Source organism: Bacteroidetes bacterium SB0662_bin_6, assembly GCA_009839485.1.
Taxonomy (GTDB): Bacteria; Bacteroidota; Rhodothermia; order Rhodothermales; family VXPQ01; genus VXPQ01.
Window position 1 is genome coordinate 1 of sequence record VXPQ01000014.1, and the last position, 15,270, is coordinate 15,270.

Genomic DNA, 15,270 nt, shown 5'->3' on the forward strand with positions numbered 1-15,270 from the left:
CAAGGTCCCTGTTCTCGGTTGCGATTTTGCGGTTCGGCGTTGGATGATCTTGTTGCGCGCTCGAGGACCTAATCATTGCTTAAGCAGCCTCTGAACTTTGTCGATTTAATCAGAGGTTCCCTCAGTATTTATCCGATAGTCCGCCCAAAAAGGAGGGCGGACACCGGGGTTTCCTTTGTTTAATTTCCCCAAAATCTGTCCAATCAACGCGAACCACCTCCCCCGTTCCGGACGAATTCGTTCAGCATATTTGTCCGGATAGTCCTGTCAATGCGAATTATTAGGAGTATTTGAAATATCAATGCGAATTTTTGGGAGAATCTGAAATGCACGGGGCTGTGTGAGACCATTATAATAGATCCACAGAAGCCATAGCAGACCCTTGGTCGTGTGCTTCTCGTTCAGTGCCTGGTTTTGGCTGGGTGTCGTGTTTATCTAACTGGTAATGCCATGAAAAACCAAATCGCCTTTTTGTTTGTCGCTCTCTTTATGCTTTTTGCAGGTCCACATGTAGTTTAATATCAAGTGGCTAATGCTGCTGATGAAGTTGTGCCGCGAGAGAAGCAAACTTCGGATATAAATCTTGTATATGAAGATTGTAGTGAAGGTTCAACATCTAATGCAAATTGCAATAATGGTGGAAGCGGTTTGGGTAACGGTCCGAGTGGTGGTAATAACGATGGTGCTTGCTGTGGCAACAATAAATTAAGAGTTAATAATGCATGTTGGTCTTGTTGGGAAGTTGGATTTCTTCCGGGTCTTGCTGTGGCTGCTTCTGGAAATTTTTTTGGTGGAATTGCTGTTGGAGTCGGATTGTGGCTGGCGTGCAAAAGAGCTTGTTAATTACACAACTTATCTGATTCCTTGCTAACCTGTAATGGATTCTCCGTTACATAAACCCCTTAAAACCATGACAAAATACCCTTTTTTCTTTGTCTTTATCGTTTCCTTGTTGAGTGTGAATATGGTTCATGCCCAACATCGCAGTGGTCTTGGTGGTTCATATTCCGTTTCTGTCGGTTATGTGAATATGTATTCTGCCTCCGCAGACAACTACCTTCCTACTCATGTTTCTAATGTGTTTTGGAGGGGGATGTATGTTCGTTATAGCTTTGAATACGATAAAATACTAAGCCCCTTCATGTTTGTTTCTTATAATCGTAAGTATGATGATTCCATTATTCCTGTTACTCCTCAATTGTGGAATGTAATGGGGGGTGTTAAAATTAGAAACTTCCATGGTAAAAAGTGGCCTTTTTATAGTATGATTTCCGGAGGAATTGAGAATGCCAAGCTAAGGATCAGAGAAGATACTTTCTTGTTGAAAACGACAGATAAAAACGCCGTCATTAATATAGAACTTGGTCTTGAATACCCCGTTGATTCCTTTGTTTCCGGAGATGTCGCCTTTGGGTTTAGAAAACCGTTTACTTCTGTCTATAAAGGGTTTTCTACGCATTGGCGTTTAGGTGTTTCGTTTGATTTTTCTAAACGTTGACCTTCTTTCCTGCTCTCCTGTTCCCTTGAGGGAACCTTCGCAGTGGGGAACCTACCCCAGAAATCCCTTCGGTTGGGAACTGGATCCGTATAACAGGGCCTGTCAAGAGACAGCCGGGAAGCCGCCTCTTGACAGGCTTCGGGGCTATATTGGAAACTCAGTGCTTCGCTCCAACTGGATTTCCGTTGGCCGTGAAGAGACTCTATTCCTGTGCCTTAACTGACTTCCTGTTTATACGGCACTCAAGATAATCCGCCGCAACGAAGCCTGCGCCCACATACACACCGTATATACCCACATCGAAAACAAGGCCAGAGATCATGCCGTACTGCATAAGTTGCAGGCGGTCGAATTTTTTATCTCGGCCTTGCCAGCACTGGACCGGCTCTTCCTCCGAGACATTCCCCTCGTGAAGCCTTATCGACATCACAAGCGGCTCGATTGGAATAACATCCACGCCAAGAACCTCTACCGCCTGGACTGGACGCTGTACCTCCTCGGTCTCATCATCGGCTTGCGCTGGTGCGACAAGCACAGTGGCGGCGATCAATAAGGCAAGTAGATTTTTCATGGTTCAGCAGTTTGGTTAAACGCAAAGCAGGTGTTCATAACATACAAATCCGATCCGGAAGTTGCCAACAGCACTTGCCCTTCAGGGCATTATGGACGGGGTCACGCCACCCGATTTCCTCAATCCTTCCCGTTCACCTTCGCCGCTTCCGACGGTTTGCATCCGAGGTGTTTACGGAAAGCCCGCCAGAAAGTCGTATAGGAATTGAATCCGAGCGCATGTCCCAGGTCCGTCATATTACAGGCGCCGTGTTCAAGTATGCGCCGTGCCACTTGCATACGCGCCCATGTTATGTATTCTCCGGGCGTTCTTCGCGCATTGCCGTTCAGCGTAACTTCGTCCGCGAATCGGTCGTGGAAGCAGTGGGTCTTAATGTTGTTTTTTTCGATTACATCCTTTACGGACAAGGTATCCGAAAGAAGGTTTTCATGGATATAATCGAGCGCGAGTCGGATATCCAACTTTTCCGCATGCGCCGCATCCGTTTTGAGGAAATTTTCATAAGCCTTCTCAATGATTTTATTGTCAGATTTGTGTGAATTCCGGGAGGGAGGGGGTAAATAAGACGGTTTAAGCATTTCGACCGCATATCGTTTGTACATCCGATTTTTGCTTGTTTTCCACGCACAATATCAAGGAATATTTCGCAATAAATCCATTGCCATTACATTTTTAGGAGTATTTGACAACTTCGCTGCACGTTTGATATTTTCTCGAAAGGCGTGCATATTACAGAGATATCCACGTCGCCCGCGTCACCCGTTTTCCAACCGATTCCGTGTTCGAGTTATCGGCCGTTGCTTCAGGCCCTTTCTTCCTCTGTACGATTACCCGGCCCCGGCATGGCAAGCCTGCGCCTTCTTCCGGTCGATGCACCCGAGGCGTAGCGCCTGTGCGCCGTTCGGGGGCAGTGTTTTCGATCCTGTGCGCTGTGCTGTTTTCCGCGTGCAGTTCCTCGACGGACCTCCCGGAGGAGGTTACCTTCAACCGCGATATCCGCCCCATCCTCTCCGACAAATGTTTCGTGTGCCACGGGTTCGACCCCGGCACGCGCGAGGGCAACTTGCGGCTCGACTTGCGCGAGACGGCGATCGCCCGCCGGGAAGATTATGACCGGCCCGCCATCGTACCCGGCGATCCCGGCGGCAGCGAACTGGTCAAGCGCATCCATGCGTCGAACCCCGACAAGATCATGCCGCCGCGCGACACCCGCGCTCCGCTGACCGAGCGCGAAAAGGCCTTGCTCGAACGATGGATCGCGCAGGGGGCGGAATGGGAGCCGCACTGGTTATATATCACGCCTACCCGACCGGAACCGCCCATCGAACCGGAGGGGGAAGGCATTCGCAATCCCATTGACGCCTTTGTAGTCGCCCGCCTCCGGCAGGAGCATCTGGAACCCTCGCCGCAGGCCGACCCTGTTACGCTCGCCCGCCGCCTTTCCTTCGATCTTACGGGTTTGCCCCCGGCCCCCGACATGGTGGCGGCGTATCTCGAAAACCCCGATGATGCGGGGTACGAGCGCCTCGTCGACGACCTGCTGGCCTCTACGCATTACGGCGAACGCATGGCCGTGATGTGGCTCGATCTGATCCGGTATGCGGATACGGACGGGTACCACTCGGACCTGCACCGTAACGTGTCCCCGTTCCGCGACTATGTGATCCATGCCTTCAACACGAACAAGCCGTTCGACCGGTTTACCCGGGAACAACTGGCGGGTGACCTGCTGCCGCACGCTACGACCGAGCAGCTCGTTGCCGCGGGCTACAATCGGCTTGGACAGGCTACGAAGGAAGGGGGTGCGCAGCCCAAGGAGTATCTGGCGAAATACGCCGGCGACCGCGTGCGTACGGTATCCACCGTATGGATGGGTTCCACGGTCGGTTGCGCCGAATGCCACGATCACAAATTCGATCCGTTTACGCAGCAGGAATTCTACCGGATGGCGGCGTTTTTCGCCGATGTGAAGGAGGAGGGCGTATTCCCTAACGAGAACCTGCTGCCGCCGGAAATGCCGCTCCCGGACCGGGACGAGACGCAGGAAATCCGGGAACTGGACAGGCGTATCGAGGAGGGTCGTCGCCAGGGGGTTCCGGTCGAGGCCGTGCTGAAACAGCGCGAGGAATTGCTGGCGAACATTCCGCATGTGCTTGAAACCGTCTCCATAGAGCCGCGGATGGTGCGTCTGTTGCAGCGGGGCAACTGGCAGGACAAACGCGGTACGGTGGCGGAACCCGGCGTGCCCGCTATCCTGCCGGCTCTTGCGGTGGAGGGACGACGCGCCAATCGTCTCGATCTGGCGGACTGGCTGGTCGCTCCCGAAAACCCGACCACGGCCCGCGTGTTCGTGAATCATCTATGGGCGCGTTTCTTCGGGAACGGCATTGCCCGGGTGCTCGACGACCTCGGCTCGCAGGGGGACTGGCCCACACATCCGGATCTGCTGGACTGGCTGGCTGTCGAGTTCACGGATAGCGGATGGGACGTCAAGCATATCGTGAAGCGTATCGTGATGTCGGCGACGTACCGGCAGGATTCCCGAAGCAATGAACTGCTCGATACGGTCGACCCCGAAAACTTCCTCCTGGCCCGCCAGACCAGGCTGCGGTTCGACGCGGAGACGATCCGCGACAATGCGCTGGCCGTGAGCGGGTTGCTGGACCGGCGTCTGGGCGGCGAGAGCGTCAAACCCTATCAGCCGGAAGGGTACTGGAAAGATATCCGCACGTTCGGCACCGAGGGTCCGGCTTCCACATGGGAGGCGTCGGACGGAAGCAATCAGTACCGCCGCGGCCTCTATACGTACTGGAAGCGCTCGTTTCTGCATCCTTCGATGATGGCGTTCGATGCGTCGGACCGCCAGGAATGCACGGCGGAGCGCGCCCGTTCGAACACCCCGTTGCAGGCGCTCGTGCTGCTGAACGACCCGTCCTACGTGGAGGCGGCCCGCGTTTTCGCCGACCGCATCGTAGACGCCGCCGGTCCTGCGGTGGACGAGCGGTTGCAATGGGCTTTCCGGCAGGCGCTTTCCCGCGACCCGACACCGGAGGAAGTCTCCGCACTGAAAGAACTCGTCCGGCAGGAGGAAACATGGTATGCCGACCGCCCGGACGAGGCGGCGCAACTGCTGGCGGTAGGACAGGCACCCTCCAGCGAGGGAGACTTCGTGCAGCGCGCGGCATGGACCAGCGTGGCCCGCGCCGTCTTCAACACCCATGAATTCATCACGAGATACTGAATGGCGGCATGGATTTCCTGAGACGACTGAAAGAGCGGGAAACGCGCCGGGAATTTCTGGTGCGTTCGGCGCAGGGCATGGGTACGATGGCGCTTGCTTCCCTCCTGAATGGCGTGGGGTTCGCTTCCTTGCGTGCGCAATCCCTGGGCCCCAAAACCACCGTAGACCGCTGGCCCGGCATCATCAGCCCCCCGCATGTGGCGCCGCGCGCCAAGCGCATCATCTACCTGTATATGGCGGGTGGGCCGTCCCACCTGGAAACCCTCGATTACAAGCCCACCCTTGCCGCCATGCACGGCAAGCCCATGCCGGCTTCGATCACGGCAGGCCAGCAACTGGCGCAGCTTCAGGGCCAGCAACTGAACTGCCTGGGGCCGCAGGCGGCATTCCGGCGATTCGGCGAGTCCGGGCAGATGATGTCCGAGTATCTTCCGCATATCGGCCAGATCGCCGATGACATTTGCATCGTTCGTTCGATGCAGACCGAGCAGATCAATCACGATCCGGCCCATACGTTCATGAACACCGGGTCGATGATTTCCGGGCGTCCGTCCATGGGTTCCTGGATGCTCTACGGGCTCGGCAGCGAGTCCGAAAACCTGCCCGGTTTCATTGTGATGACCTCCGAGGGCGGCGGGCAAGGCCAGCCCATCGCCGCCAGACAGTGGCACAGCGGGTTTCTTCCCGGACGTTTCCAGGGCGTGCAGTTCCAGTCCACGGGCGACCCGGTGAATTATGTCGAATTGCCGGATGGCGTGGATATTTCCCGCCAGCGCGAACTGGTCAATACGATCCGTTCGCTGAACGAGGCGAAGCATGCCTCTGTGGAGGATCCGGCTATCCAGACACGCATTGCCCAGTACGAGATGGCCTTCCGGATGCAGGCCAGCGTACCCGATCTCGTCGATTTCTCCGACGAGCCGCAGGCCATCAAGGACCTGTACGGGACCGAAGGCGCCGACGGCACGTTTGCCGCGAATTGCCTGCTGGCCCGGAGGCTGGCCGAGCGCGGTGTGCGATTCATCCAGTTGTATCATCGCGGCTGGGATCATCACGGCAGTATCAAGGAAGCATTGCCTGCGGCAGCGAAGCATGTGGATCGCGCCTCGGCAGCGCTCATCATCGACCTGAAGCAGCGTGGTATGCTCGAGGATACGCTCGTCATCTGGGGCGGCGAATTCGGGCGCACCCCCATGGCCCAGGGATCAGGCCGCGACCACCACATCAAGGGCTTCTCGTTGTGGATGGCCGGCGGCGGCGTGCGCGGTGGCATGTCCTACGGCAAGACCGACGATTTCGGGTTCGATGTCGTGGAGAATCCTGTCCATGTGCACGATCTGCATGCGACGATTCTGCACATCATGGGTATTGACCACGAGAAGTTGACGTACCGCTATCAGGGGCGCGACTTCCGGCTGACGGATGTGCATGGCCACGTCGTTCACGATATTCTGACTTGAGTATGTCCATTTCTTCAAGAAGACATTTTCTGAAAGCCACAGCATCGGCGGTCGGTGCGGTTTCATTGGGTGGGGTGGTTCCTGCCGCGGCTTCGTTCCGGGCGGCTCCGCAGATCATGACGCGGCCGCCTCTTTCGGACGATATCCTCGGACACGGGGATTTCCGGTACCGGGTCGAGACGGACTGGAGTGACCTGGATCCCGCGAACACGCCGGTGAAGAATTGCCACGAGATGGTCATGTCCCGCGACGGACGGCTTTTCATGGTAACCGACGAGGTGCGTAACAACGTGATCGTTTTCGACAAGTCCGGGGGCCTGCTCGATACGTGGGGCACGGGATATCCCGGGGGGCACGGCCTTACGCTGTGGGACGCCGGCGGGGAAGAGTTTCTGTTCCTCTGCGATTTCGACCGGGGCATTGTCGACAAGACCACGCTGGACGGCCGCGTGTTGCTCACCATCGGACACCCGTCGAGCGTGGACGCCTACGATGCGGAGGCGCCGTTCAAACCCACCGAAACCGCGGTCGGACCGAACGGGGATATTTACGTGGCCGACGGGTATGGCTCCCAGTACATTTTGCAGTATTCGCCGACAGGAGAGTTCATCCGCAAATTCGGCGGCGCAGGTGATGGAGACGACCAGTTCGCCACAGTCCACGGTGTGGCGGTCGATGCGCGTTCCGGTACGCCGACGCTTCTGTGCACGTCCCGGGCCCACAACAGCTTCAAGCGCTTTACGCTCGACGGTGAATACCTTGAAACCATTTTTCTGCCGGGCGCCTATGTGTGCCGTGCCGTGCCGGACGGGGATAACGTGTATGCGGGCGTATGCTGGTCGCGGCTCCGGTACCTGAACCAGACGCCGGATTCGGGTTTCGTAACGATCCTGGATCGCAACAACCGCGTGGTGTCCAATCCCGGCGGTACCGCACCGGTCTACGAAGACGGGGTTTTGCAATTGATGGTGCAGGCGGAACCTGTGTTCAGGCATTGCCACGATGTCTGCGTGGACGACGACAAGAATCTGTACGTATGTCAGTGGAACGCCTCCGGGACGTACCCTGTCAAGCTTCATCGCGTTTGAGTATCCGTTTATTATGCGCAAGAAAGGCTGGATATGGGGTGCGGCGCTGCTTCTCGCAGGCATTCTCCTCATTTTGATGCTTGGTCTGGATCGCGGCAATGCGCCGGGGTTCGTGCTCTTTTTCGGCAGGTTCCATCCCGCCATCGTGCATTTCCCGATCGCGTTGCTGCTCCTGGCGGCATTCGTCGAATTGTTCGGAGCGCGTTCCGATAGGATTGCGAAGGTGCGACCGGCAGTCCCGTTTCTGCTTCTGCTGGGGGCGCTGTCCTCGCTGGCCGCGGTCGCGCTTGGCTATATGCTTTCCCTTGCCGGAGGATATGAAGAGGGGTTGTTGACCCTCCACATGCGCCTGGGACTCGTCGTGACGGTGCTGGCATTCGGCCTGGCGTTTGTTTCGGCCTGGTTGCCGGAGGCGGGCAAGATATACCGGACGGTCATGGCCGCGCTGATCGTGCTGGTCGTGCTTGCCGGGCATTTCGGAGGCAGTCTGGCGCGTGGGAGCGGGTATCTCACCTACTATCTTCCGGGGCCGGTCAAGTCCCTTTTCGGGGTCCGCAGCGGCGCTCCCGAGGGGCTGATCGCCAATGTGGATTCGGCGTACGTGTATGCCGATCTGGTGCAGCCGGTGCTGGACCGGCGATGCATCTCGTGCCATGGCCCCAGCAAGTCCCAGGGGGCCTTGCGGCTCGATACGCCTGAGGGTATTGAAGAAGGGGGCCGAGACGGCCCGGCTTTTGTCTCCGGGTATCCGGCGCAAAGCGAAATCGTGCGCCGCATCACGCTCCCGTCGTACGACGAGGACGCCATGCCCCCCGACGGAGGCCCGCCGCTCGATGTGGGTGAAACCGAGGTGATCCGGTGGTGGATCGAAAACGGTGCCTCATTCGATATGCGCGTGGCGGAGATTGAAGAGACCCCGACGGCGGTAACCACTTTTCTCGCCCGCGTGTCGCAGCCCCGCGCGGAGCGTCGTTCCGGCATTTTTGCGCTGGATGTGCCGGACGCGGATACGAGTGCGGTTGCCGCCTTGTCCGGAACGGGTCTGATCGTGTCGCGCATTGCGCCGGATGCACCATTCCTGCAGGTGGCCGCCACCAGCGTGCGCGGGGCTTTCGGGGATGCTGAATTGGAAGCCCTGCAATCCGTGGCGCCACAGATCGCTATGCTGGATATCGGACATACGCAAGTGACCGACGCCGGCGCCGCATTTCTTGCAGAGATGCCGCACCTTGTTCGCCTGCATCTCGAAGGCACGAGCGTGAGCGATGCGGCGCTCGAACAGGTAGCCGGTCTGGAACACCTCGAATACCTGAATCTGTACGGTACGGGGGTGACCGACGCTGGTCTTGAACATGTGTACGACCTGCAAGCGCTGCAATCCATATATCTCTGGCAAAGCGGCGTGACCGATTCCGGCGCCGATGCCCTGCGCGCCGCCCGGGGCGATATCGAGGTGAATATCGGGAATACCCTGAGCACCGTGCCTGATTCCACGGCAGCGGAAGGAGCAACCGGCGGGGCGTTGTGAGGCGGGTGACAGGGCGGCGAACATACATGGGCTCCTGTATAACCGGTTTTTGCATGGATAGGGCGGTCGCATGAAAAAATGGATGCTCATCGCGGGTCTTGTGGTATTGTGCGTGCTTGTGGTGCTGGTGCGGCAAAGCGGGGGCGAGCAGGAGACATCGGCGGATGCGATCGTGGCTTCCGTGTTGGGGAATATGGAACTCGTGGCCGAGGCCGGCGCCGGTACGTTCACCTATGCGGTGGATGCGGACGGGGCACGGGCGGTTTTCGGGCGCGGGCGCCATCTCGTGGTAGTGGATGTGTCGGATCCGGCCCGCCCTTCCGAACGGCATGCGGTCTCTTTATCCGGGGATATCCTTGATGTGCGGCTTTCCGGGGACCGGGCCTATGTGGCCGCCGACACGGCCGGGCTGCGGATCGTCGATGTGGTTGAGGGGGTTGAGGTCGGCAGCCTGGGCTTCGATGACCGGGCGTACGGCGTGGAGGTTTCCGAGCCCTATGTCTTCGTAGCGGCCCGGTCAGAGGGGTTGCGCGTGGTGGATGTTTCCGACCCGGCCAACCCGGTGGAAATCGCGGCGCTCCCCACGCCCGACGAGGCTGTGGGCGTCGTGATCCAGGGAGCGTATGCATATGTCGCCGATTCGTACGAAAGCATGCGCGTCGTGAATGTGAGCGATCCATCGGCGCCCGAAGAGGTGAGTTTTGTGCCTTTTTCGAGTTATGATCATGGGGCTGCGTGGAACGTAGCTGTGGATGGGGAACTGGCGGCTTTCACCATCCCCGAAAAAGGCCTCCGTACGGTCGACATTACCTGGCCGGACAGTGTCCGCAACCACGGGTTGTATTACCAGAAACTCCGCGCCCCGGCCGATGTGGCGTTGCGCGGACATCTTGCCTTCGTAGCCGATCAGGAAGCGGGTCTGCGGGTGCTCGATCTGACCGATCCGCAAAACCCCCTGGAGATCGGCGCTGCGCCGTTGCCGGGCAGAGCATTGAGTATCCGACTGGAGGGGGATATCGCCTACGTGGCGGCAAAGGAGGCCGGGTTACGTCTTGTGGACATTTCAGCGCCGAACGATCCGTGGGAAATCGGTTTTCTCGATGACGGGGACACCGTACTGGATGTGGTTTCGGCAGGGGGAGCGTTGCTTGTCGCCGGGTTGGAAAATGGGGTGTACCGGTATGATGGCGGGAGCGAACTTGTACGCCGGTTCGAAGGCCGGGTTGGGCGGATCGTGCTCGACGGCCCTCGCGTGGTGACGGCGGGACGGGATGGCGTGCAGGTGCATGAAGAAGAACAGGTGTCTGTCAGCATGACCGGCAAGGCGCATGGCGTGGCCGCCCGGGGCGGCGTCATTGCGGCGGCGGAGCCGTTGGGCGTGCGGATTCTGGAGGCGGGTTCCGGCGGCGCCTTGCAGGAAGTCGGCTTTTTCGGCGTGGATTGGGCGGATGATGCCCAAGAGAAGGAATTCCTGCGCACTCCGCCCGCTGCCTGGGACGTACTTCTTGAAAAGGGCCGGGCCTATGCCGCATTCAACGACGGTCTCTATGTGCTTGATCTGGAGGGCCCCGATGCGCCGCGTCTTGCAGGACGGATGGAAACCCCTGAGCGGGTCTACCGGCTTGTCCGGTCCGGGGGCCGGCTGTTTGCGGCTTGCGATGACGGGCTTCGGGTAATCGATGTGAGCGGCTCTTCTCCAGAGGAGGTGGCTTTCGTTCGGACCCCCTCCTATGCGACGTCTCTGCTGATGGACGGCGACACGGTGTATGTCGGCGATCTGAGCGGAAGAGTGCTCGCTGTCGACATATCCGGCGAAGAGGTGCAGGTTACCGGTATGTGGCGTGTCGCCGACCGGGTCTATGCGCTTGCCCGCGCCGAAGAGGGGATTGCCGTTGCTGCCGGGACGCAGGGCCTGCGTATTGTATCGCTACAGTGAACCCAGGTATGGAAATGCCCGATCCCCGGTAGACCGTCCGGAAAAATCTGCTTGCGCTATCGGTCCGGATTGCGGCGTTTCATGATATGGCCGTGCCGGGCGAAGGTAATGTCTCCAGCAATCGGTTTGAGTTCCGGCGCCGGGGCGCGCAATTGTTTTTGCGCCAGTCTTTGCATTGCCCTACATTGCAACGGGGCATTATGGCCTCCTCCAGCCTTTTCACCCAATCTTTTAAGGACATCATGATCACAGGAATGCGTTCTTTTTCTCTTTGGAGTCTTGCGGCCGTTGTACTGATCCTGAGCGGTTGCGCCGGTTCGGGCCAGACGGCCCATCCTCTTGCCGGCAACTGGGACTACGTCGTCGAAACGCCCGACGGCAATTATGAGGGTACGTTCACGTTCACGGACGGCGAAGAAGGGCTCATGGGTTCGATTATCGGGGACGGTTTTTCGGAAGCTCTTTCTCTGGCGGGTATTACGTTCGCGGAATCCATGCTCGATTTCGAGTTCAATACGCCCGATTTCGGTAGAATGCAGGTCAGCGTCCAGGTGGACGGCGACTCGTTTTCCGGAACCCTGAACGTAGTCTCCTACGGCATGGACGCGCCTATATCGGCCATGCGGGCTGCCTCGGAAGACGAATAAAACCCGCTTGCCGAGAGACGGCGCCGTTCCGTTTCCGCGCATCCTTGCAGGGGTACGCCGCGGACGCTTTCAGGAAAGTGTCACGCCGGAATAATGCGTCCGCGTGGTTCATTTTGTCATGCCGGCAAGACATTGCCGGTACGTTTGTCACAGATACGTCATGGAGCGCCTGATCAGTCTTCTGGGCCTTGTCGTCTTCGTGGCGCTGGCATGGGTGATCGGCGAGCGCAGGAAGTCGATAGACCTGCGCATTGTAACGGGCGGCCTTTTGCTGCAATTCGGGCTGGCCCTTTTCATTTTCAAAACACCGATCGGAGCCGCCGTATTTCAGGTGGTGGGATATTTTTTCGAATCCCTTCTGGGGTTTGTCGATGCCGGGACAAGCCTTGTATTCGGAGAGGAGTACGTGCATCACTTCTTTGCTTTCAAGGTGCTGCCGACCATCATTTTCTTTTCGTCGCTGATGTTCGTGCTGTATCACTTGGGCCTGTTCCAGAAGGTAGTCGAGGCGTTCGCGTGGGTCATGCGGCGTACGCTGGGCACATCGGGAGCGGAAACGGTGTCCGCCGCGGCGAATGTCTTCGTGGGACAGACCGAGGCCCCGCTGATCGTGGGTCCCTACGTGGAAAGCATGACGAAATCCGAACTGATGGCGCTGATGGTGGGAGGGTTCGCCACCATTGCCGGGGGGGTGATGGCGGCCTATGTGAGCATGGGCGTGGATGCGGTGCATCTGCTTGCGGCCTCGGTGGTTTCCGCGCCGGCCGCGCTGCTGGTCGCCAAATTGATGATCCCCGAAACGGAACAGTCCCCTACCATGGGGCATGTTTCCGTGCAGGTAGAGAAAAAACATGCGAATGTCGTGCATGCGGCGTCGGAAGGCGCCCTCGAAGGGCTGAAACTGACCCTGAATGTGGCGGCCATGCTTATCGCCGTGCTGGCGCTGGTGGCGCTGGTCAACGCCGTGTTGTCCGCTACGGGCGGATGGGTAGGCGGGCTTTTCGGGTACGATAACTGGGACTGGTCGATGTCCAATATTTTCGGGTACGTTTTTGCGCCGTTTGCCTGGTTGATGGGGATTCCCTGGATAGATGCGCTCCACGCCGGCGAATTGATGGGCATGAAAATGGTGTTCAACGAGTTTATCGCCTACACGCAGATGATCGAGTGGCAGCAACCGGGTTCGGGCGTCGAGCTCAGCGAGCGCAGCACGCTTATTCTTACCTACGCCCTGTGCGGCTTCGCCAATTTCGGGAGCATAGGTATCCAGATCGGAGGGATCGGGGGGATCGCGCCCAAGCGCCGCGCAGACCTGGCGCGGCTTGGCATACGGGCCATGATCGGCGGCACGCTCGCCATGATGATGACGGCGTGCGTGGCCGGGATACTGCTTTAACGGCTTCGGGTAAGGAAACCGTTGCGGGTTCCGGGCCCGGACAGGCGGATGTCCCGTATCCGCTCGCATACAGGGCAGCCGCGTTCTTCCGAACGGCATGCCCTTATGAATCCTGTCCGCAGATGGGGCCCGGGAACTACCAGGCGCCGAGGATGCCGCCCATCACGGTGAAGTTGACGGCATGGTATCCCGCATTGATGAGAAACAGTTTCAGGGATTTCTGCTCGAACAGGTACATGGTGCCGATTGAGGCGGCTACCCATCCGACTCCGGCGAGCGCGCCGGCGGTCAGGCCCCAGGAAAACGTGGCCTCCGCCCCGAGGAACATGTCGAGGTTGAAGGCAATGATCAGCCCCAGAATGAAGGCGGTGCCGTAGGTGCGCAGCATATTGCCGCCCTGCACGTCTTCGTCCGAAAAGCCGTTCTCCGCCATCCAGGCCTTGCCGAAAAGGACGGGTGAATACCAGAGCATGCCTACGACGAAGCTGGAGAGGGCCGCCACGACGACGGAGAGGTAGTTTATCGAGGAGAAATCCATGGTACTGCGGAAATTGGTGGTGAGGCAGTGATTCGCGTCATCAACCTAACAAAAACTTCATTTTAAAGCGAGGGTGCGGGGGAGGACGTTCGCTTCGCGGGTCGAATAATGCGCCCGGGTACGAAAATCCCGATGCGGCTTGACGATGCATGAGGAAGTGGATTATACTTTCCGGCAACTATCCGCTATGTTCGTTGGAGAATCTTCCGGGAGTATGAAACCTGTCACTGTGCTTACGATCAACGGCGGCGGCATGCGCGGGCTCTACGCGACGTACGTGCTGCACACGCTTGCGGAGTGTTTCGCCACTCGCCGGGAAGTGAACGGACTCGATATCGGCAAGGGCTTCGATCTGGTCGTGGGAACCAGCACCGGCGCGATTCTGACAGCCGGTATCGCAGCAGGCATTCCCCTCGAGCGGATTATGGCCCTGTACAAGGAGGCGGGTCCGCAGATATTCAAAGATCCGGTGCCGCCTTATGACAAATCGCTCAAGCTCTCCCGAAGAATCAGCTTTTACCACTGGTTGTGGCGACATCGCCGCCGGGCCGGAAATTCCAACGAGAAACTGGAATCCGCGCTTCGCGATACGTTCGGGGAACTCACGTTCGGTGAACTCTACGAGCGGCGCGGCATCGGGGTCTGTGTCCCGGCCACGTCTTATCTGCACCACACGCCGCGCATATTCAAGACGCCGCACATCCCCGACAAACAACGGGACAACGATGTCCTGTTGGCGGACGCCTGTCTGGCCAGCAGCGCGGCGCCCATCTATCTTCCGCTCGCATCCATCAAAGCGGATGGGCTGGAAGACCAGATCTACGCCGACGGCGGCTTGTGGGCCAACAACCCCGTGCTCATCGGGCTTTTGGAGGCGTTAGCGGTTTCGGCGCCCAGACAACCGGTAGTCATCCTGTCGGTTGGAACCTGTCCTCCTCCCTCGGGAACGCTGCCGCCGGAAAATCTCGATCAGGGCGTTGCGGAGTGGCGAAGCGGCATCCGCGTCATGGAATTGGCGATGAACGTCCAGGTGTATGCCGCCTGTAATGCGGTGCTCCGCCTTGTGGATCAACTGAATCGCCTTAAAAAACGGGTACACATTCTCCGCTGCGAGGAGTCTATCCCGTCCTCGAAACAAGCCGAACTGCTTCAACTCGACTCGGCTTCGCAGGATGCCCTGGACCTGATGAAGCGCCTCGGAAACAAGGATGGCCACGACACCTTTCGCTGGTGCCAGAAACCTGTAGGCGAAGACGGCAAGTTGCTCGACGATATTTTTGATCGGATGCCGGCGTATGAGGTGTTGTGAGGCGCCGTCGGCTTATGCTGCCTTGAGGGGGCTGGGGCGCCGGCTTTGGAGCAATGGA

The 15,270-nt window shown here is 58.5% G+C and carries 13 protein-coding genes; 10 read left to right on the plus strand and 3 right to left on the minus strand.

Annotated features, from left to right (window positions below; translation table 11 throughout):
• Positions 1–525 precede the first annotated feature (525 nt).
• Both F4Y00_01765 and F4Y00_01770 read left to right on the plus strand, forming a co-directional pair.
• Entirely contained in the window at positions 526–843 is a 318-nt protein-coding gene (locus F4Y00_01765; GenBank protein ID MYE03691.1) for a hypothetical protein, read from the plus strand.
• A 67-nt stretch (positions 844–910) separates the two neighbouring features.
• On the plus strand, positions 911–1,498 hold the full coding sequence (locus F4Y00_01770; GenBank protein ID MYE03692.1) for a hypothetical protein: 588 nt from the start codon (positions 911–913) through the stop codon (positions 1,496–1,498).
• Between the two features lie 202 nt (positions 1,499–1,700).
• Here the strand turns inward: F4Y00_01770 and F4Y00_01775 are convergent, their stop codons facing one another.
• Together F4Y00_01775 and F4Y00_01780 are read right to left on the minus strand one after the other, a co-directional pair.
• Positions 1,701–2,069: a hypothetical protein gene (locus F4Y00_01775; protein ID MYE03693.1), complete on the minus strand. Its 369-nt coding sequence runs from the start codon at positions 2,067–2,069 to the stop codon at positions 1,701–1,703.
• Between the two features lie 119 nt (positions 2,070–2,188).
• Positions 2,189–2,671 carry a helix-turn-helix transcriptional regulator gene (locus tag F4Y00_01780; GenBank protein ID MYE03694.1) on the minus strand — a complete coding sequence of 161 codons (483 nt, stop codon included), beginning with the start codon at positions 2,669–2,671 and terminating at the stop codon, positions 2,189–2,191.
• A gap of 308 nt (positions 2,672–2,979) precedes the next feature.
• Here F4Y00_01780 and F4Y00_01785 point away from each other — a divergent pair, with 308 nt between their 5' ends.
• The 7 genes from F4Y00_01785 (at position 2,980) to F4Y00_01815 (ending at position 13,365) form a co-directional block, all read left to right on the plus strand.
• Complete coding sequence (locus F4Y00_01785; protein ID MYE03695.1) at positions 2,980–5,310, plus strand: DUF1553 domain-containing protein; 2,331 nt, start codon at positions 2,980–2,982, stop codon at positions 5,308–5,310.
• 8 nt (positions 5,311–5,318) lie between these two features.
• The gene (locus F4Y00_01790; protein MYE03696.1) at positions 5,319–6,770 is read left to right on the plus strand and encodes a DUF1501 domain-containing protein; all 1,452 of its coding nucleotides are present in this window, start codon (positions 5,319–5,321) and stop codon (positions 6,768–6,770) included.
• 2 nt (positions 6,771–6,772) lie between these two features.
• The gene (locus F4Y00_01795; GenBank protein MYE03697.1) at positions 6,773–7,858 is read left to right on the plus strand and encodes a twin-arginine translocation signal domain-containing protein; all 1,086 of its coding nucleotides are present in this window, start codon (positions 6,773–6,775) and stop codon (positions 7,856–7,858) included.
• The gene (locus F4Y00_01800; protein MYE03698.1) at positions 7,773–9,386 is read left to right on the plus strand and encodes a hypothetical protein; all 1,614 of its coding nucleotides are present in this window, start codon (positions 7,773–7,775) and stop codon (positions 9,384–9,386) included. The genes F4Y00_01795 and F4Y00_01800 overlap by 86 nt, the downstream gene beginning before the upstream one ends.
• Before the next feature lie 70 nt (positions 9,387–9,456).
• Positions 9,457–11,322: a hypothetical protein gene (locus tag F4Y00_01805; GenBank protein ID MYE03699.1), complete on the plus strand. Its 1,866-nt coding sequence runs from the start codon at positions 9,457–9,459 to the stop codon at positions 11,320–11,322.
• A gap of 242 nt (positions 11,323–11,564) precedes the next feature.
• Positions 11,565–11,969, plus strand: a complete 405-nt coding sequence (locus tag F4Y00_01810; protein ID MYE03700.1) for a hypothetical protein — start codon at positions 11,565–11,567, stop codon at positions 11,967–11,969.
• Positions 11,970–12,129: 160 nt separating this feature from the next.
• Positions 12,130–13,365, plus strand: coding sequence for a NupC/NupG family nucleoside CNT transporter (locus tag F4Y00_01815; protein MYE03701.1), 1,236 nt, complete (start codon positions 12,130–12,132; stop codon positions 13,363–13,365).
• A 136-nt stretch (positions 13,366–13,501) separates the two neighbouring features.
• On the opposite strand, the gene F4Y00_01820 is transcribed toward F4Y00_01815, so the two are convergent.
• Positions 13,502–13,903 (minus strand): DUF1761 domain-containing protein, encoded by a 402-nt coding sequence (locus F4Y00_01820; protein ID MYE03702.1) that lies wholly within the window; start codon positions 13,901–13,903, stop codon positions 13,502–13,504.
• A gap of 139 nt (positions 13,904–14,042) precedes the next feature.
• Between F4Y00_01820 and F4Y00_01825 the strand changes: the two genes are divergently transcribed.
• Complete coding sequence (locus F4Y00_01825) at positions 14,043–15,212, plus strand: patatin-like phospholipase family protein (protein ID MYE03703.1); 1,170 nt, start codon at positions 14,043–14,045, stop codon at positions 15,210–15,212.
• The last annotated feature ends 58 nt before the right edge of the window (positions 15,213–15,270 follow it).